Origin of the sequence: Neobacillus terrisolis, assembly GCF_051233475.1 — a bacterium.
GTDB lineage: Bacteria > Bacillota > Bacilli > Bacillales > Cytobacillaceae > Bacillus_BU.
Window position 1 is genome coordinate 68,061 of the sequence record NZ_JBKFGH010000020.1, and the last position, 16,788, is coordinate 84,848.

Consider the following 16,788-nt stretch of genomic DNA (forward strand, 5'->3'; position numbering starts at 1 on the left):
AAGATAAGGAAAAATCTCACAGAATCATATGGACATTTTGTGAACACTTATGAATATACATTCATTATTTACTTAATATGGGAATATATATAAAATAACGAATTAATATTCTGAATTTATTGAAAAGATAACAAATTTAAGATATTATTATTTAAATATATAGATAGAACGGCCGATATAGGAGAATGTAATTCAAGCTTTCTGGCTTTTTGTCACGGGTAAGGATTTGAAAGGAGAATTCTTTTTGAAGTTCGCAAGACTATTTTTCATCTTGTTCCAGCTTTGTATCTTATTTTTAATAAATAAAGCTGGATACTACTTTGTCGAGATTACACATCTACCGATTCCTGGAAATGTTATGGGGATGCTATTTCTTTTTCTACTATTATACACAGGTGTAATTCGATTGCAGTGGATTGACGAGGTTGCTTCTATGTTGATTAAACATCTTTCATTCTTTTTTATACCAATTTCAGTTGGATTAATGACATTAGCACCGGTCTTTATGAAAAGCGGAATCGCGCTGCTTGTTGTGTTGGTTATTAGCACTTTAGTGGGGATTGTCGTCTCGGGATCTCTTTCTCAAGCACTTGTAATTAGGAAGGAAGCGGTTCAAAGTGAGCAACATCATCACAGCTTATAGTATTATTTTAACCATAGTAGTCTATTATTTTGTTAAAAGAGTTTCGAAAAAATATCCTTCGCCATTTACAACACCGGTATTCTTAGGAACGATTATTGTCATTGCCATTTTACTTTTAAGCTCAGTATCCTATGATCAATATGAAGCAGCAAAGGACGTCATGACATACCTTTTAGGACCTGCAACGGTAGCATTAGCCGTTCCTTTGTATCGTAATCGGACACTATTAGCTAAATATCTTGTCCCTGCTTTGGTTGGACTTATCGTTGGTACAGTTGTGACCATAATGTCGGCCGTTTATTTAGCGAAAATATTTCATCTTGCCAAATATATATTAGCATCCATCAGTATTAAATCTGTTACCATTCCAGTAGCCTCGGAGATTTCGAAAATTATTGGGGCTGATACGATCCTGGTGGCAGGAATTGTCATGATCACCGGAATGTGCGGAGCGATGTTCGGACCTTGGCTTATGAATCTTTTAAACATAAATCATCCATTTGCCAGAGGCTTGGCAATCGGTGCAATGGCGCATGGAATTGGAACGGCAGAGGTTGCAAAAGAGGGAGAGCTCCAAGGAGCTGTTGCAGGTGTTGCAATGGGGGTAGCCGCTATTTTCATTTCAACGGTATTGCCATTTGTTTTACCTCATTTATTGTAGGTACGGATATGAGTCAAGTAAAGACCCGAGCTCTCGGGTCTTTTATTTGTATATATAATGAATTTTGGTAATCTGTGCAATAAGTCACGGATTCCATTTGTTTTTCTAGAATACGATGGTAGTAGCCCTTTATATATAGATAGGAAAGGAAAGTTGTCAATGGAATTTACGAGAAGAACGCTGTTAAAAGCAACTGCAGTGTCGTTAACAATGGCTGCTGCAGGGTGTGCACCAAAAAGCACAAACACATCTCAAGAAAATGACGCCAAAGCTGTAACAGAACCAGACGAATGGAAACAATCTGTCTGCAGGTTTTGTGGGACAGGCTGCGGTATCCTTGTGGGTATTAAAGATGGCAAAATAATCGCTACCAAAGGGGACCCTGATAACCAATCCAACAAAGGGTTGAACTGTATTAAGGGGTACTATATTGGGAAGATTTTATTTGGGAAAGACCGATTAACGAAACCATTAATTCGTGAAGATAAATCAAAAAAAGGATCGATGGAAGGGTTTAGAGAAGCAACATGGGAAGAGGCATTGGATTTAGTTGCAGCAAAGTTGAAAGAAGCTAACGCACAAGATCCAAAATCGATTGCTTTTTGGGGATCGGGCCAACAAACCATTACGGAAGGGTATGCGTCTGTTAAGCTTTGGAAAGCCGGTCTGTTAAATAATAATATTGATCCGAATGCAAGACTATGTATGGCAAGTGCAGTAGCAGGGTTTATGACAACTTTCCAGTCAGATGAGCCAATGGGATCCTACCGTGATTTGGACGAGGCGGATGTGTACGTTACATGGGGCGCGAATATGGCGGAAATGCACCCGGTTCTCTATTCACGTATGACAGCACGGAAGCTTAAAAATAAAGCTCAGGTTAAACATTATGATCTAACAACAAGAACGTCCAGAACATCAGAAATGGCTGATGTGACGATGGTGTTCCGACCTCAATCCGACCTAGCAATCGCTAATGCCATTGCTAATTATTTAATAGAAAAAGACTTGTATGATAAGAAATTCGTAGAGGAACACACCCAGTTTAAGGCTGGAACCGAAAATCTAGGTCACTCCTTTGAAGATCAATATGATATGTCTGATATTGGCCAAGCTGCCGACAAAGACTGGCCGATCAGCTTTGATGATTATAAGAAGATGATAAGTTCTTATACCCTTGAAAAAGCTTCGGAATTATCGGGAGTTTCCGTGGAGGATATTGAAGCATTGGCATTGGAATTTGCCGACCCAAATAGAAAGGTTTTATCATTGTGGACGATGGGAGTTAACCAGCATACAAGAGGAACCTGGATGAACAATCTCATTTATAATCTCCATTTGTTAACTGGAAAGATTTCCAAACCAGGCTGCGGGCCATTTTCCTTAACCGGTCAACCGAGTGCATGCGGCACTGCTAGGGAAGTTGGGGTATTTTCACACCGCTTACCTGCTGATATGGTGGTGAAAAATCCAGAGCATCGCCAGTTTACTGAGCTAGTTTGGAATTTGCCTAAGGGATATCTAAATCCCATCGAAGCCCCAGGGTTCCACACAATGAAGATGTTCCGTGAATTAGCGAACGGAAAGGTAAAGTTTTTATGGAGCATGTCCAATAACTGGGCTCAAACCCTCCCGAAATTAAATCGTTTTACAGGCAAAGATGAAAATGGAAAAGGGGTATTGGACGCATTTATAGTTGTGTCAGAGGCGTACCCTACAAAATCAACAGAGCTTGCAGATGTCGTTTTTCCAGCTGCAATGTGGGTGGAACGAGAAGGTCAATTTGGAAATGCCGAACGCAGAACCGCAATTTTTGAAAAATGTATCGAGGCACCCGGCGAAGCAAAATGGGACCTATGGCAAATTGTTCAAGTGGCAAAGCGAGTACTGGATGGAAAATTAATTGGTGACAAACTAGCATTTGACGTTTTATTTGGCTCAGTTTGGGATAAAAACAAAGACGATTTAATTGAAGATCAACGTGAGGTTAATAAACGATTGTGGGACGAGTACCGTGGATTTACAAATCCCCATGAACACCCTAACATCGAGGTTCAACAACTGGGGAATAAGTTGAAATTAAAAGCCAAGCAAATTGCACCATATGATGAATATATTAAAGACCATGGTTTGTGCTGGCCAGTAAGGAATATCAATGGTAAATGGATGGAAACCAATTGGCGCTATTCTTATGGAAAACAAGAGGATGGTTTTGACCAGGTTGGAATTGAAGAATTTGGTTCCGCCAATAAATTTAAAGAAATCGATTTTTATAAATCGACTGAACACCGTCCATCCATTTACTTCCGACCGTTTGAGGAGGCAGCTGAGGTTCCGGATGAGGAGTATCCTTTCTGGTTAAGCACAGGACGAGTGTTAGAACATTGGCATAGCGGTTCGATGACAAGGCGGGTACCTGAGCTGCATCGTGCCTTTCCGGAGGCTCTTTGTGAAGTACACCCTGATGATGCAAAGAAATTGGGGATTAAAACAGGGGACATGATTAAATTAGTATCCCGCCGCGGTGAGATTAACATAAAGGTCACTACCACTGGCCGCGGAAATCCGCCAACAGGACTTGTCTATGTTCCGTTTTTTGCAGAGGAAACATTAATCAATAAATTGGTTCTGGACTGTTATTGTCCAATATCAAAGCAGCCAGATTTTAAGAAATGCGCTGTTAAAATCATAAAGGCTTGATGGGAGGCACAACAGTGAAACATAGAGAACTACTATTCATCCTTGCATTTGCGGTTCTTTTGGCAGTGGCAATTGGATCGTACGTTATATTTAATGATTCTAAGTCAAGTGAACCGCAAAAGAAGAACGGCTTAATTCAATTGACGGAAGAAGGCAGACAAGATGCAACAACAATGGTCCTTTTGGATGCGCCCCCAATGCAGGGTGCAGACCATAAAGACCGTTGGGTTCCGGAACTGCGTCACGAGGCATGTTTAACCTGTCACGGAAAAGAAGGAACTGGAGCGCCTACACCGCCTAAGGACCATTACTATAATAATGATGTAGCAGGAAAGATCTTTAGAGACAACTGTGTTCAATGTCACGCAGAACAAAATGAAGTTGCCGAAACATCTTTTAATAAGAATAAATGAACAGGTTTAAAAAATATGCTGTGTTAAAGAACAATGTTGATTAGAACACTCTGTTGATTGGAGTGGAAGGTGCGAGACTCCTGCGGGAGAAGGTGTCACGGGAGACCCCACAGGCGCTATGGCGCCGAGGAGAAGGAAAAGCGGAAGCGGCTTGCCCAGGGGCGACAGGCATAAGTCGAGCCGGCATGAAGGTCGTTCTTTGACCTTCTTGACGGATTGGCTTATGACCCCGAGCCCCTAGCTGCTGTAGCTAGACAGGCTCCCGGACTCCCCCGCGGAAAGGGAGCACCTGGAACAGAAATCAACAGCCAAATTTAACAAAGCAAAAAAATAAAACAGATTTTTTTAAAGGTTTTCAACTAAGGAGAGATTTTCATGGTTATATCGGGTTTATACGTTGAAACCATTCCTGGCCAAGCAAAGGGTGTTGCTGCGAGCCTGGATCAAATCGCGGGAGTTGAGGTTCATCATATACAGGATGATTATAAAATCGTCCTGACTATTGAGGCGGACACCATCGAGAAAAGCTACAAAACGGCTGAATCCTTTAATAAAATTAATGGTATTTTAGCCATTTGCCTCGTATATACCAATTTTGAAGATGAACCGTTTTATCAAACGGTGGAAACAAATCATGCCTGAAAAGCTAACAAGAAGGGATTACCTGACATTAAACTGGGAGTCAACGGTTGGATTCCTTAGTAACTTCCTTGTTCCTCAAATGGAAGTAGAGCGCACCTTTATCAGACCACCTGGATCGAGTGAAGAGCTTCAGTTTTTAACGAGTTGTTCAAGGTGTGGGGATTGTAAAAAGGCTTGTCCCGAACAATGTATCCAGCTATTTTCCATGTCCAATGGGGTGAAAATAGCTGGTACACCTTACCTGGATTTAACAGAAACAGCTTGTACATTTTGTAAAAAATGCATTGAGGTCTGTCCAACTGGAGCATTAAATGAGAGGGATGAAAGGCTAAACCGTTCGATTGGTTCAGCAACAATTAATCGTCAATTTTGCTTGGCTTATCATGATGTAATGTGCGACTATTGTGTGCGATCATGCCCAGTGGAAGGGGCGATTCGACTTCGTGAAGGAAAGCCGGAAATACAATTTGATTTATGCACGGGATGTGGAATTTGCCGTCAACATTGCCTCTCAGAAAATAAAGCAATTAGCATAATCCCTCAATCAAATGGAATGAAATAAAAATATAGGAGGCTGGCTCAAAAGGAGTCAGCCTCTTAGTTCATTTTATCCAGATCATGCCATAGATAGCGGTTCGCCTAGTTTAGGTGATACAATGGATGATGGACCGTCAAGGTTTTAGGCTTTTTTCATCAGGAGGATTCTTTAATGAACAATGAGATAAAAAATAAGATATTAACAATGAAAGGATTTTATCTTCTCACCTTTTTTGGCGTCGGAAGTTTGTATCCATTATTAAGTGTATATTTGAGTGAAGTAGAGCATTTATCCGGCTATCAGATTGGAAGCGTTATGTCGATTAGTCCCATTATGATGATATTTTTTCAACCGGTTTGGGGGATGATTGCAGATGCCACTAACTCGCCTGTAAAGGTGTTAACGATCACGACATTGCTTGCCGGGATTTTTTCCCTTGGTTACGTTTTTTTTCATACATATTATTGGTTTTTATTTATTGCTATTTTGGTTGCATTGTTTCAAAGCGCGATTATCCCGGTCTCCGATAGTATTTCCTTAACCTATACTAGCCGGGTAAGGGTGAATTATGGGAGTATCCGACTTTACGGGTCGCTCGGATTTGGCGTAGCTGTTTTTGTAATGGGCCGTTTGTCAGAGCTTAATGAATCGATCATTTTTTATGCTTTCTTTAGCGCACTCGTCATATCTGCGGTTTTGGCGACCAGACTCCCACGCGAAAAGACAACAGGTAACAAACAAATTCTTTCTGGCATTAAAGAAATCTTATCCGTTAAACGGTTTATCTTGTTCCTGTTGATTACTTTTCTCATTTTTGGTCCTAATTTGGCTAATAATGTTTATTTTGGTTTGTTTGTAGAGGACAGAGGTGGTTCTTATACAGGAATTGGGATTGCGTTTTTAATTGCGGTCCTTTCTGAAATACCTTTTATGCGGATGTCGGGAGGATGGATTCAAAGAGTGGGGCTCCTGCCGATTGTAGCTTTAGCGGGTATCGTTTCGCTTGTTAGGTGGTTTTTTTATTTTACTGAGCCTAGTCTTTCAATCATTTATGTTTCCGCATTTCTTCAAGGTGCTTCGGTAGGATTATTTATTCCGGCTGGATTACAGTATATTCGTGAAATTACACCGAAACATATTACCGCTACTGCTGTTACCATTTATTCAGCAATTGGAAATGGTTTTGGTAATTGGTTCTCTACCTTTGTGGCAGGAATCATTTTTGACCGTTTTACAATTTACTCGGTCTATCTATTCTTTGGAATATTGGCGTTTATCGGAGTTATTTTAAATATATGGTTAATAAAAATGGACAAAAAATCTCATATTAGTAAAGAACTAATTGCAAGAAATTAGCACATTAGGGGGGTATCAAAGAAATGTCAGAAAAAGGCGAGTTTCAAGCTAATGAAGAACAGTACAAAATGCCAAAAGCTCTTAAAGGAGAAAAGAATGGTGTGTACCGAGTGGGATATAATGCTACGACAGGAAATCAAGCAAATGGTGAGCCGAATTTAGGAAAAAGATCGGATTTAAATAGTTAAAATTTGGCTAAAATGAAATGGCTGATTCTGAAATTGAAAGTTTTCCTTTGAAGGAGAGAGAAAATGAAAAAAGGTATAAAGAATTTAAACTACGAAACAACAGCACCAAAGCAGCCTTCTTTCACCATTCAGACAGATAATGCCTCACCAAACCCTACAAGTATCCCTGGTGACTCAGTAAATGAACATAAAAATCTTGAGTTGGCCAACGCGATCATTACGGGTGATGAAATAAAGCAGCAAAATGAGAATTTGTAACAAAATACCTTAATGTAAACAAAAAAAGAAACGGCTCTTTTGGCCGTTTTTTTATTCTTCTTTTTTAGATAAGCAGCGATCGCACTCTTGCAGATAGGATTCTGCTTGTTCAGTCATATGTTCACCACATTCAGAACAGACCTTATACGGAAGTTGGCGGTAAAATTCAACTGGGCTTTTCATTAACATTTAGAATTCCTCCTTTTTAGAAAGACAACGATCACATTCTTGGATATACGATTGCTCCTGCTCGTTCATTTGTCCTCCACACTCCGGACAAACCTTGTAAGACCCTTGGCGGAAATTCTCAACTGGATTTTGATAAATCATTTAATATTCCTCCCTTTTTATAATACAGAATTTATTGTTTTCCTTCTGTTATAAAACAGTATATTACGGACATTGAGTTTTGTATAGCCCTTTTTTCAAAAAAATCAAAAAATTTTAACAAATCCGTTTTGTTATCTTTTTAGAACAAAAAAAATCAAAAAAGTTGGTAAAATCTATAAAGTCACTAACATTATTTTCCATATATCAGGAAAGTTTTATTTTTGTAGAAAATTGTTGAAAAATCGTCAAATTTAGCTTCCATTCAGACTGATTTTCCATTACAATCATGGTAGATAACTGATGTCAGATTGATAGGAGAGATGGATAAATGATTACATCCTCAAGTCCGATCCTAATGATGGTTGCTATCATATTAACAATGATGTCCACCTATGCAGCATTAGATCTTTATTCTTTGTTGAATTCATCTGAACAGAATAAAAGACTTCTATTTTTAGGAGGCACCTTTTCAATGGGAATCGGAATTTGGGTGATGAATTTTTTCGGAATGTTATCCGGAAATATGAATGGCTCATTAATCTTCCATCTCCCAATCGTGTTGCTTTCGATGATACTGGGAATATCATTTTCTGGTATGGCCTTTTATTCTGTTACGGGAAAATCAATCAAACTTACTAATATTCTGCTAGGCAGCTTCTTTATGACAATGGCTGTCTTTGCCAACAACGTCATCGGTATGTACTCGATGAATCTTACTGTTCGTTACCACCAACTCCTTATCTTATTATCAATCGTATTAGTCTTTAGTGCATTTTTGTTTGCATTTTGGCTGTTGTTTTATAATAAGAGCTTTGCACATAGCAATCAGGTTTGGGTGAAACCTGTAGGAGCGCTCATTATTGCGGCTACCATTGTTAATGGGCATTTTTTACTCATTAGAGCAGCGGCTTTTCAGCTTGGCAACCAAGCTGGACCGATTCAAACTACTTCTGAAAACTTTGTATTCTATGTCATCTTATTTGTATCCATCATCATCTTAGGTGGGTTAATTAGTTCAAGTGCATTAATTAGCAAACGCTTGGCGGTTAGCGATACAAATTTAAAGGATATTACAGCTGCGCTTGATGAATCGGCGATTGTCGCCATTACAGATCCAAAAGGGATCATTACCTTTGTTAATGAGAAGTTTACCGAGATATCAAAGTATTCAGAGGCAGAACTGATTGGAGAGGACCACCGGATTTTAAATTCCGGTTACCATTCAAAAGAGTTTTTTAAAGAGTTATGGGCTACAATTGGCCGAGGAAACGTATGGAAGGGTGAAATCCAAAATAGAGCGAAGGATGGAACGCATTATTGGGTGTATACGACTATCGTTCCATTTTTGAATAAAAGTGGAAAGCCGTATCAATATGTTTCAATTAGAACGGATATCACGTCAAGGAAACAAGCTGAAGCGGACTTAAGAAATTCTGTAAAAGAATTAAGCGATATAAAATTTGCCTTGGACCAATCTTCGATTATTGCTTTTACGGATGCAAAAGGAAGAATCACCAGTGTAAATGACAAGTTTTGTGAAATCTCAAAGTATGAACGCAGTGAATTAATCGGCAAGGATCATAAAATGCTGAATTCCGGTTATCATACAAAAGGGTTTTTCAAGGAGCTTTGGAGAACGATTGGACAAGGCGAAGTTTGGAAAGGTGAAATAAAAAATAGGGCTAAGGATGGCACGTTTTACTGGGTTGATACGACGATTATTCCTTTCTTAAATGAAAACGGGGAGCCGTATCAATATTTGGCGATTCGGAATGACATTACAGAACGAAAGAAAACTGAGGAAACCTTGCACCGTCAGGACAAACTGGCTGCTGTAGGTCAGCTTGCCGCAGGGGTAGCCCATGAAATACGTAATCCACTAACTTCTATTAAAGGCTATGCGGAGTTTCTGCAGTTGGACGAAAAAAATCCAGAGCGCCTAGAATTTCTTGACATTATTTTGGATGAAATTGAACGTGTGAATACTATTGTTGAGGAATTTATGGTACTTGCTAAACCGAAAGCAGCCAATCTAGAAGAGAAAAATATTGTACCAATCATCAAGGATGTTCTTAATTTACTCGCTTTCGAGGCTAGAAAGAAGCATGTCCGCCTTCATTTTTCTTCTTGTGATGAGATTATTCAAGTGGAATGTGATAAGGACCGTTTAAAACAAGTCTTTTTAAATTTAGTGAAAAACGGAATCGAAGCCATGCCCGATGGTGGAGATTTAAGTGTTTATACAAAAGTTCGTGAAGATAAGGTTGAAATTTCGTTCCAGGATACGGGTATAGGAATTCCACAGGAAAAGCTAAATAAAATAGGGGAGCCTTTCTATACGACTAAAGAGAATGGAAACGGTCTTGGACTGATGGTCAGTTTTAAAATTATTGAGAGCCACAATGGCAATGTGTATATTGAAAGTGAAGTGGACAAAGGAACGACATTTAATATTGTTTTACCGGCCCGAACGGCATAAATATTGGTAACGTGAGCTTAATCACTGCTCACGTTATTTTTTTTTAATAAAATGTACTAAAAGTTTAATACATTTCTACCAAATTCTCGATTAATATAGTAATATGTGTTTTATTTTTTTTAAAATGTATTTTGGAGGGGAAATTGTGGGGACTGAGAGCATAAAAACAGTGTGCGGATATTGTGGCACTGGCTGTGGTCTGATTGTTGAAGTAGAAGATAATCAGATAAAGAGAATAAGAGGGGACAAGGATGCACCCGTTAATAATGGGCAAACTTGTGTAAAAGGTGCTTTTGCCTATAAATATGTCCATGCACCGTCACGGCTTAAAACGCCATTAATCCGTAAAGCCGGAGAGCTTGTCGAAGCTACGTGGGAGGAAGCATTGAATTACGTAGCAGAACGATTAAATTCAATTAAAACTACTTTTGGGCCTGAAGCGATTTCAATGTTCGCATGTGCGAGAACGACAAATGAATCGAATTTCGTCACTCAGAAGTTTATGCGTACTGTAATTGGATCAAACAATATTGATGGCTGTAACCGAACGTGACACGCCCCTAGCGTTGCCGGTCTGGCAACTGTATTTGGAAGCGGTTCACCAACAAGCCGAATTGAAGATATCAACGAAGCAAAAGTTTTATTACTAATGGGTTCTAATACAACTGAAGCCCATCCAATCATTGCAAATCGAATGAAAAAGGCTGCAAAGTCAGGAACAAAGATTATTGTAATTGATCCACGAAAAATAGATATGGTGAAAGTGTCACACCGTCACCTTCAAATAAGTGTTGGTTCAGATATTGCCTTAATCAACAGTTTGATGCATGTCATCATTCGAGAGGGGCTTTATGATGGACAGTTCATTCTGCAAAGAACGAATGAATTTGAACAATTAAAGCAGAAGGTTGAGCAATATACGCCAGAATTTGCTGCATCCATCACAGGATTGAGTCCTGAAGATATTATTGAAACCGCTCGTGAATATGCAACTAGCGGCAGCTCGATGATTGCCTATACACTTGGTATTACAGAGCATCATTGCGGAGTAAACAATGTCTTTGATATTGCTAATCTTGCATTATTAACAGGAAACATTGGTAAACCAGGAACGGGAATTATGCCGCTCCGAGGTCAGAATAATGTTCAGGGCGCTGGAGACATGGGCTGTCTACCAAATCAGCTAACTGGTGCGATTAGCCTTGCTGATGATGAGAAAAGAGCACGCTTTGAATCTCATTGGGGTGTTGAAATCAATCCAATGGCCGGAGACACGCAAACAAGAACATTTGATAGAATCGAATCAGGTGCTCTTAAAGCATTGTTTGTAATCGGAGAAAATCCACTTATGGCGGATGTTCATATGAATCACACAAGAAAATTACTTGAGAAGCTTGATTTGCTGATTGTTCAAGATATTTTCTTAACCGAGACGGCCTTAATGGCTGATGTTGTATTACCAGCAAAATCTTGGGGCGAAGTGGATGGTACATTCACCAACACAGATCGTCGTGTTCAACGGGTTCGCAAAGCGGTTGATGCCCATCCGAATGTGAAAGAAGACTGGCAAATTCTTTGTGAACTAGCTACGCTAATGGGCTATCCAATGTCCTATGAAACGAGTGAACAAATTTGGGATGAAGTACGTTTACTTGCCTGGGAGCTGTTTGGTGGAATGTCGTATGCACGACTAGATCAACAGTATTGCCTGCATTACCCATGTCCGGATGACAGCCATCCAGGTACGTTCCTAATGCATGAACATTTCCATCAAGAACCAGGTGATCAAATCCAAAAATCTTCCTTTGTTCCGGTTGATTATACAGCACCACTTGAATTGCCTGATGCGGAGTATCCGTTTACTTTAACAACAGGCCGTCGCTATGAATCATATAATACACATTCACAAACCAAGTTTTATGCTGACGGTGTTAAAATAAAACAGACAGAAGAAACACTAGACATCCATCCAAGTGATGCAAGTGCTCTTAACATTGAAGACGGGGACCTAGTTGAAGTGAAATCCCGTCGTGGAGAGCTTACAGTTAAAGCAAAAGTAACAGAGCAGGTTGTTCCAGGGCTTGTCTTTATGAGCTTCCACTGGAGTGAAGTGCCAACGAATGTCTTAACATTAAATGAGTTCGATCCAATCTCCGGTACAGCAGAATTCAAAGCATGTGCCGTTGCAATTAAAAAGGCTTAACAAGAAACAGAACCAGGTGAGAATCCTGGTTCTGTTTCTTTATGTTTTTTTATATTGCGGTTCCTCTAGCTCAAGTTGGTTTTTTCGTTCATTCAGATCTTGTTTTATTTCTTCAAAAACGAGCATCGCTTCATGAAATATTCGCTGGGCTTCTTTATCTAAGGAGTTGAGCGCAAGGGTGGAAAGCTGCGCTTCTATTCCTTTAATGGTTGCAAGGCATTGGCCTACATTTGAAGCAACGGTCAATTTTGTTCACATCCATTCGTAGAAGTTTATTGAGAGTGGAAGAGAATGTAATTCGTTTATTTTTGTTCATTTTTACCCCACCAGCCTTTGACTCGAAAAAATGCCGCGATGATTGTACCAACCCCGAACATCAATATAAGTGCAGCTCCATAGCCAAAACGCCATTTTAATTCCGGCATATGCTCAAAATTCATCCCATATAACCCTGCAAGAAAGGTCATCGGCAAAAAGATAACACTGACTAACGTTAATGTTTTCATGATGGCATTCGTATGATCCGCTTTTAATGACATTTGAAGATTGTATATACTCATCAGGTTTTCTTTGAAAGTATCAAGTGCACTGATGATTCTGGATTGATCACTTTCTAAATCTTGAAAATAAAATCTAGATTCATCATTGGAAAATGGGAAATCCTCTTTACCTGCCACCTTTATTACCTCTTCTTGAGGCTCAATCATTTGCCTTAATCCATGTAAGCGTGATTTCCAGCGATAGGCCGTTTTCCCTATTTGATTTTCAAAAGGGTCTTTAAAAACACTTTTTTCAAGCTTCAATAGTTCATCGGCTATTTCATCAATGGCAGTTAAAATGTGGTCTGTTGCCGTATTAATAACATGGAACAGTATTTGCCCTGGATGAGCCATCTGCTTCGGATCTTCTCTGAATAGAGTAGGGAGTGGCTGGAAAAGCTTTTTTTCTTTTTCATCCACAATCGTTATTACATAGTTTTTCGCAGCTAATATATTTACTTTTACTGTTTCATAATTTGGGGTTATCGAACAAATCGACAATACTACTTCATTTTCATATTCATTGACCTTGGGGATTTCGGAAAAATGAAGCAGATTTTTCTTTGCCAGCTGGTGGATAGGAAGCTGGTCTATAATTTGTTTTTTGTTTGAATGATCGAGATAAAACCATGCAACTTCATCCTGGTTTGGGATTGAAAAAGTATCGAGTTTTTGGATTTGGTTGTTTGATGCTTGATAGAGCCACATGTAAATGCCTTCTTTCGGAAGGAGGTTAAATTTATGATGCTGTCTAAGTTAATTTTCCCAATATAGGGTTATTTATTTAATAGGTTATGTTAAATATTTCTGTGGAAAACCCTTCTCAAGGACAAAAGGAGGGTAATTGTGGGGTGATTTGTCCTTTAGGGGCTCTTTCAAGGACAAAAGGAAGGAAATTGTGGGGTGATTTGTCCTTGATGGGCTCTCTCAAGGACAAAAGGAAGGTAATAGCAGTGTGATTTGTCCTTGACGCCCTCTCTCAAGGACAAAAGGAAGGTAATAGCAGTGTGATTTGTCCTTGACGCCCTCTCTAAAGGACAAAACGAAGGTAATTGTAGCGTGATTTGTCCTTGAGACGCTCTCTATAGGACAAAACGAAGGTAATTGTAGCGTGATTTGTCCTTGAGACGCTCTCTATAGGACAAAACGAAGGTAATAGCAGTGTGATTTGTCCTTGATGGGCTCTCTCAAGGACAAAAGTAAGGTAATAGCAGTGTGATTTGTCCTAGACACCCTCTCTAAAGGACAAAACGACGACAATTCCAGCCGGATTTGTCCTTGAAACCTCCTCTCAAGGACAAAACGACAACAATTCCAGCCAGATTTGTCCTAGACACCCTCTCTAAAGGACAAAACCACGGAATCTTAACCCGAATTTGTCCCTGAACCCTCCTCTCAAAAACAAAAAAATGCATGGATATCCATGCATTTAACGGGCGATTACTTTATTTAGAAATTGCGACATGCGGGGGTTATTTGTGTTGTTAAATATTTCCTCTGGTGAACCTTTTTCAATGATTTTTCCTTGATCCATAAAAATAACTTGATCGGCAACGTCACGGGCAAATTGCATTTCATGGGTAACAACGACCATGGTCATGCCTTCTTCTGCCAAATCCTTTATGACCTTTAGTACCTCGCCAACAAGCTCCGGATCCAGTGCAGAAGTAGGTTCATCAAATAGTAGCACAGCAGGATCCATTGCCATCGCCCGTGCGATTCCAACGCGTTGCTGTTGACCGCCTGAAAGCTGGTGTGGATACATTTCAGCTCTTTCCAATAATCCGACCTTTTCCAGAAGGTGAAGTGCTTTCGTTTTCGCTTCAGCTTTTGAACGCTTTAAAACGACTATTTGCCCCTCCATAACATTTTCGACAGCCGTTAAGTGGGGGAATAGATTGTAATTTTGAAACACCATTCCGGTTTGCTGCCGAAATGATGTGACCTCAGCCGAGGCGAGTTTTGAATTATTGGTTAGAACAATCGATTTATCGCCTAGAGATATTTTTCCTTCGTTTGGAATCTCAAGCAGGTTCAAACAGCGTAAAAGTGTTGTTTTTCCTGAGCCTGAGGGACCAATAATAACGGCTGTTTTTCCTTTTTCGATTGTTAAATTAATCCCATGGAGTACCTCTAAGCTATCAAACCGTTTATGCAAATTCTCAACAGAAATCATTGTTTCCCTCCATCCTTATTCAGCTAAAAAAGGCATATTTGAAGATGATTTTTTATTTTGCAATACCACGTTCAAATCGTTTTTCAAGCTTTTCTTGGAAATAGGATAGTATCGTACTAAAAATTAAATAAATAAAAGCTACCTCAATATAGAGCCATAATGGTTCATAGGTTACCGCAACGACCTGCTGGCCTTTTTGAAACATTTCTGGAACGGTTATCGTAGCAGCTAAAGAAGTATCCTTTACAAGGCTGATAAACGAATTCCCTAATGGAGGAATCGACACCCGAACGGCCTGTGGTAAAATGATTCTTCTCATTGCCTGAGCTCTTGTCATTCCTACTGAGAATGCCGCTTCCCATTGCCCTTTATGAATCGATTGAATAGCTGCTCGAATAATTTCAGAGCCATAGGCTCCTACATTCAGAGAGAAGCCGATAACAGCAGCAGGGAAGGGGTCTAACATTAGTCCTACACTTGGTAAACCGTAAAAAAGTATGAATAGTTGAACTAAAAGGGGAGTACCCCGGAAAATCCAAACATAGAACTTGGTAATGAATATTAACGGCTGGAAACCTGATAATCGTCCCAGCGCAGTAAATAAAGCAAGCATAAGTCCAAGTACAAATGAAATTAATGTTAACGGGATCGTAAAAGAAATCCCTGCCTGTAAAATAGGAAAAAAGGAATCACTAAGGATTCCTATAATTCGTTCTGAACGATCGGTTGTAAACATTGTCCCTCAATCCCTTATTTGGATACGTCTGTACCAAACCATTTTTCTGATATTTCTAAGTACGTTCCATCTTCTTTCATTTCTGCAAGTGCACCGTTTACTGCTTCAATTAATTCATCGCTGCCCTTACGGAAAAGGAATGCGTTTTGTGTTGCATTTTCTTCTTCTGCAGCAATCTTAGTTTGAAGCTCAGGGCGTTGTTTTTTCAAATCCAGGTATGAAAGGTTATCGTTGATATGAGCGTCGACTCTACCTGATGTAACGAGGTCAATCGCCTGGCTGAATCCTTCAACTGGAGTAATCGTAGCTCCAAGCTCTTCTGCCATTTTGTAATAGTTACTGTTTAAAGATTGAGCAGACTTTTTCCCTTTAAGATCATCAAACGATTTAAGGGTATCATTTCCTTCAGCAACAATTAGAACTGCTTTCGATACGATATATGGTTCAGAGAAATCGTATTTTTCTTGACGTTCAGGATTAATGGATACTTCATTCGCTACTAAATCGTAACGTTTTGCATCTAAACCAGCAATTAAGCCGTCCCATTTTCCTTCAACAAACTTTGGTTTAATACCAAGGCGCTTAAACACTTCTTCAGCTACTTCCACATCAAATCCAGTAAGTTTTCCATCTTCATCATGGAACGTAAATGGAGCATATGTACCTTCAGTACCAATTGAAATTTCGCCTTTTTCCTTAATTTGGTCATATAGGCTTGCAGTTTCATCGGATTTGTCAGCAGCTTTTTCATCGTCGTTCTGAGTGTTGCAAGCTGCTAAGGCTAGTACAAGAAAGAGACTGAGAAAGAGTAATAGTGTTTTCTTCATGTTAGGAATCCCCCAGTAATGTAATAGGTTTTATATAGAATAGCTATTTTAGGATAATATACAGGATGTATAGTGTCAATAATTAGCTAACAATAATCT

General features: G+C 39.4%; 18 protein-coding genes. 11 read left to right on the forward strand and 7 right to left on the reverse strand.

The window, feature by feature from the left end; genetic code table 11:
- Positions 1-244 precede the first annotated feature (244 nt).
- The 9 genes from ACI48O_RS13440 (at position 245) to ACI48O_RS13480 (ending at position 7,399) form a co-directional block, all read left to right on the forward strand.
- Positions 245-643 carry a CidA/LrgA family protein gene (locus ACI48O_RS13440; protein ID WP_435562332.1) on the forward strand — a complete coding sequence of 133 codons (399 nt, stop codon included), beginning with the start codon at positions 245-247 and terminating at the stop codon, positions 641-643.
- Positions 618-1,304, forward strand: a complete 687-nt coding sequence (locus ACI48O_RS13445) for an LrgB family protein (protein WP_435562333.1) — start codon at positions 618-620, stop codon at positions 1,302-1,304. Before ACI48O_RS13440 ends, ACI48O_RS13445 begins: the two co-directional genes overlap by 26 nt.
- A gap of 159 nt (positions 1,305-1,463) precedes the next feature.
- Positions 1,464-4,004: a nitrate reductase catalytic subunit NapA gene (gene napA, locus ACI48O_RS13450; RefSeq protein ID WP_435562334.1), complete on the forward strand. Its 2,541-nt coding sequence runs from the start codon at positions 1,464-1,466 to the stop codon at positions 4,002-4,004.
- 14 nt (positions 4,005-4,018) lie between these two features.
- Positions 4,019-4,417 (forward strand): nitrate reductase cytochrome c-type subunit, encoded by a 399-nt coding sequence (locus tag ACI48O_RS13455; protein WP_435562335.1) that lies wholly within the window; start codon positions 4,019-4,021, stop codon positions 4,415-4,417.
- A gap of 375 nt (positions 4,418-4,792) precedes the next feature.
- Entirely contained in the window at positions 4,793-5,059 is a 267-nt protein-coding gene (locus ACI48O_RS13460; protein WP_435562336.1) for a chaperone NapD, read from the forward strand.
- Entirely contained in the window at positions 5,052-5,621 is a 570-nt protein-coding gene (locus ACI48O_RS13465) for a 4Fe-4S dicluster domain-containing protein (RefSeq protein WP_435562337.1), read from the forward strand. The genes ACI48O_RS13460 and ACI48O_RS13465 overlap by 8 nt, the downstream gene beginning before the upstream one ends.
- A gap of 147 nt (positions 5,622-5,768) precedes the next feature.
- Positions 5,769-6,953, forward strand: coding sequence for an MFS transporter (locus ACI48O_RS13470; RefSeq protein WP_435562338.1), 1,185 nt, complete (start codon positions 5,769-5,771; stop codon positions 6,951-6,953).
- 23 nt (positions 6,954-6,976) lie between these two features.
- Positions 6,977-7,141: a hypothetical protein gene (locus ACI48O_RS13475; protein ID WP_435562339.1), complete on the forward strand. Its 165-nt coding sequence runs from the start codon at positions 6,977-6,979 to the stop codon at positions 7,139-7,141.
- Between the two features lie 63 nt (positions 7,142-7,204).
- On the forward strand, positions 7,205-7,399 hold the full coding sequence (locus tag ACI48O_RS13480; RefSeq protein ID WP_435562340.1) for a hypothetical protein: 195 nt from the start codon (positions 7,205-7,207) through the stop codon (positions 7,397-7,399).
- 51 nt (positions 7,400-7,450) lie between these two features.
- Here ACI48O_RS13480 and yhfH (ACI48O_RS13485) read toward each other — a convergent pair whose 3' ends face one another.
- Entirely contained in the window at positions 7,451-7,588 is a 138-nt protein-coding gene (yhfH, locus tag ACI48O_RS13485; RefSeq protein WP_435562341.1) for a protein YhfH, read from the reverse strand.
- Positions 7,589-7,729: a protein YhfH gene (gene yhfH, locus ACI48O_RS13490; RefSeq protein ID WP_435562342.1), complete on the reverse strand. Its 141-nt coding sequence runs from the start codon at positions 7,727-7,729 to the stop codon at positions 7,589-7,591.
- A 328-nt stretch (positions 7,730-8,057) separates the two neighbouring features.
- Here yhfH (ACI48O_RS13490) and ACI48O_RS13495 point away from each other — a divergent pair, with 328 nt between their 5' ends.
- Both ACI48O_RS13495 and fdhF read left to right on the forward strand, forming a co-directional pair.
- Entirely contained in the window at positions 8,058-10,208 is a 2,151-nt protein-coding gene (locus tag ACI48O_RS13495) for a PAS domain-containing protein (protein ID WP_435562343.1), read from the forward strand.
- Between the two features lie 124 nt (positions 10,209-10,332).
- Complete coding sequence (fdhF, locus tag ACI48O_RS13500; protein WP_435562344.1) at positions 10,333-12,411, forward strand: formate dehydrogenase subunit alpha; 2,079 nt, start codon at positions 10,333-10,335, stop codon at positions 12,409-12,411.
- Between the two features lie 39 nt (positions 12,412-12,450).
- On the opposite strand, the gene ACI48O_RS13505 is transcribed toward fdhF, so the two are convergent.
- The 5 genes from ACI48O_RS13505 to ACI48O_RS13525 form a co-directional block, all read right to left on the reverse strand.
- Entirely contained in the window at positions 12,451-12,657 is a 207-nt protein-coding gene (locus tag ACI48O_RS13505; RefSeq protein WP_435562345.1) for a DUF1657 domain-containing protein, read from the reverse strand.
- Between the two features lie 56 nt (positions 12,658-12,713).
- The gene (locus ACI48O_RS13510) at positions 12,714-13,658 is read right to left on the reverse strand and encodes a magnesium transporter CorA family protein (RefSeq protein ID WP_435562346.1); all 945 of its coding nucleotides are present in this window, start codon (positions 13,656-13,658) and stop codon (positions 12,714-12,716) included.
- A gap of 721 nt (positions 13,659-14,379) precedes the next feature.
- Positions 14,380-15,126 (reverse strand): amino acid ABC transporter ATP-binding protein, encoded by a 747-nt coding sequence (locus ACI48O_RS13515; RefSeq protein WP_435562347.1) that lies wholly within the window; start codon positions 15,124-15,126, stop codon positions 14,380-14,382.
- Between the two features lie 52 nt (positions 15,127-15,178).
- A complete protein-coding gene (locus tag ACI48O_RS13520; protein WP_435562348.1) occupies positions 15,179-15,862 on the reverse strand; it encodes an amino acid ABC transporter permease in 684 nt (227 codons plus the stop codon).
- A 14-nt stretch (positions 15,863-15,876) separates the two neighbouring features.
- Entirely contained in the window at positions 15,877-16,689 is an 813-nt protein-coding gene (locus tag ACI48O_RS13525) for an amino acid ABC transporter substrate-binding protein (protein WP_435562349.1), read from the reverse strand.
- Positions 16,690-16,788 lie beyond the last annotated feature (99 nt).

Bases quoted from the DNA above. Each gene is read 5' to 3' on its own strand.
- napA (WP_435562334.1), top strand. From the start codon at position 1,464: ATGGAATTTACGAGAAGAACGCTGTTAAAAGCAACTGCAGTGTCGTTA.
- ACI48O_RS13460 (WP_435562336.1), top strand. From the start codon at position 4,793: ATGGTTATATCGGGTTTATACGTTGAAACCATTCCTGGCCAAGCAAAG.
- ACI48O_RS13465 (WP_435562337.1), top strand. From the start codon at position 5,052: ATGCCTGAAAAGCTAACAAGAAGGGATTACCTGACATTAAACTGGGAG.
- ACI48O_RS13470 (WP_435562338.1), top strand. From the start codon at position 5,769: ATGAACAATGAGATAAAAAATAAGATATTAACAATGAAAGGATTTTAT.
- ACI48O_RS13475 (WP_435562339.1), top strand. From the start codon at position 6,977: ATGTCAGAAAAAGGCGAGTTTCAAGCTAATGAAGAACAGTACAAAATG.
- ACI48O_RS13480 (WP_435562340.1), top strand. From the start codon at position 7,205: ATGAAAAAAGGTATAAAGAATTTAAACTACGAAACAACAGCACCAAAG.
- yhfH (WP_435562341.1), bottom strand. From the start codon at position 7,588: ATGTTAATGAAAAGCCCAGTTGAATTTTACCGCCAACTTCCGTATAAG.
- yhfH (WP_435562342.1), bottom strand. From the start codon at position 7,729: ATGATTTATCAAAATCCAGTTGAGAATTTCCGCCAAGGGTCTTACAAG.
- ACI48O_RS13495 (WP_435562343.1), top strand. From the start codon at position 8,058: ATGATTACATCCTCAAGTCCGATCCTAATGATGGTTGCTATCATATTA.
- ACI48O_RS13510 (WP_435562346.1), bottom strand. From the start codon at position 13,658: ATGTGGCTCTATCAAGCATCAAACAACCAAATCCAAAAACTCGATACT.
- ACI48O_RS13515 (WP_435562347.1), bottom strand. From the start codon at position 15,126: ATGATTTCTGTTGAGAATTTGCATAAACGGTTTGATAGCTTAGAGGTA.
- ACI48O_RS13520 (WP_435562348.1), bottom strand. From the start codon at position 15,862: ATGTTTACAACCGATCGTTCAGAACGAATTATAGGAATCCTTAGTGAT.
- ACI48O_RS13525 (WP_435562349.1), bottom strand. From the start codon at position 16,689: ATGAAGAAAACACTATTACTCTTTCTCAGTCTCTTTCTTGTACTAGCC.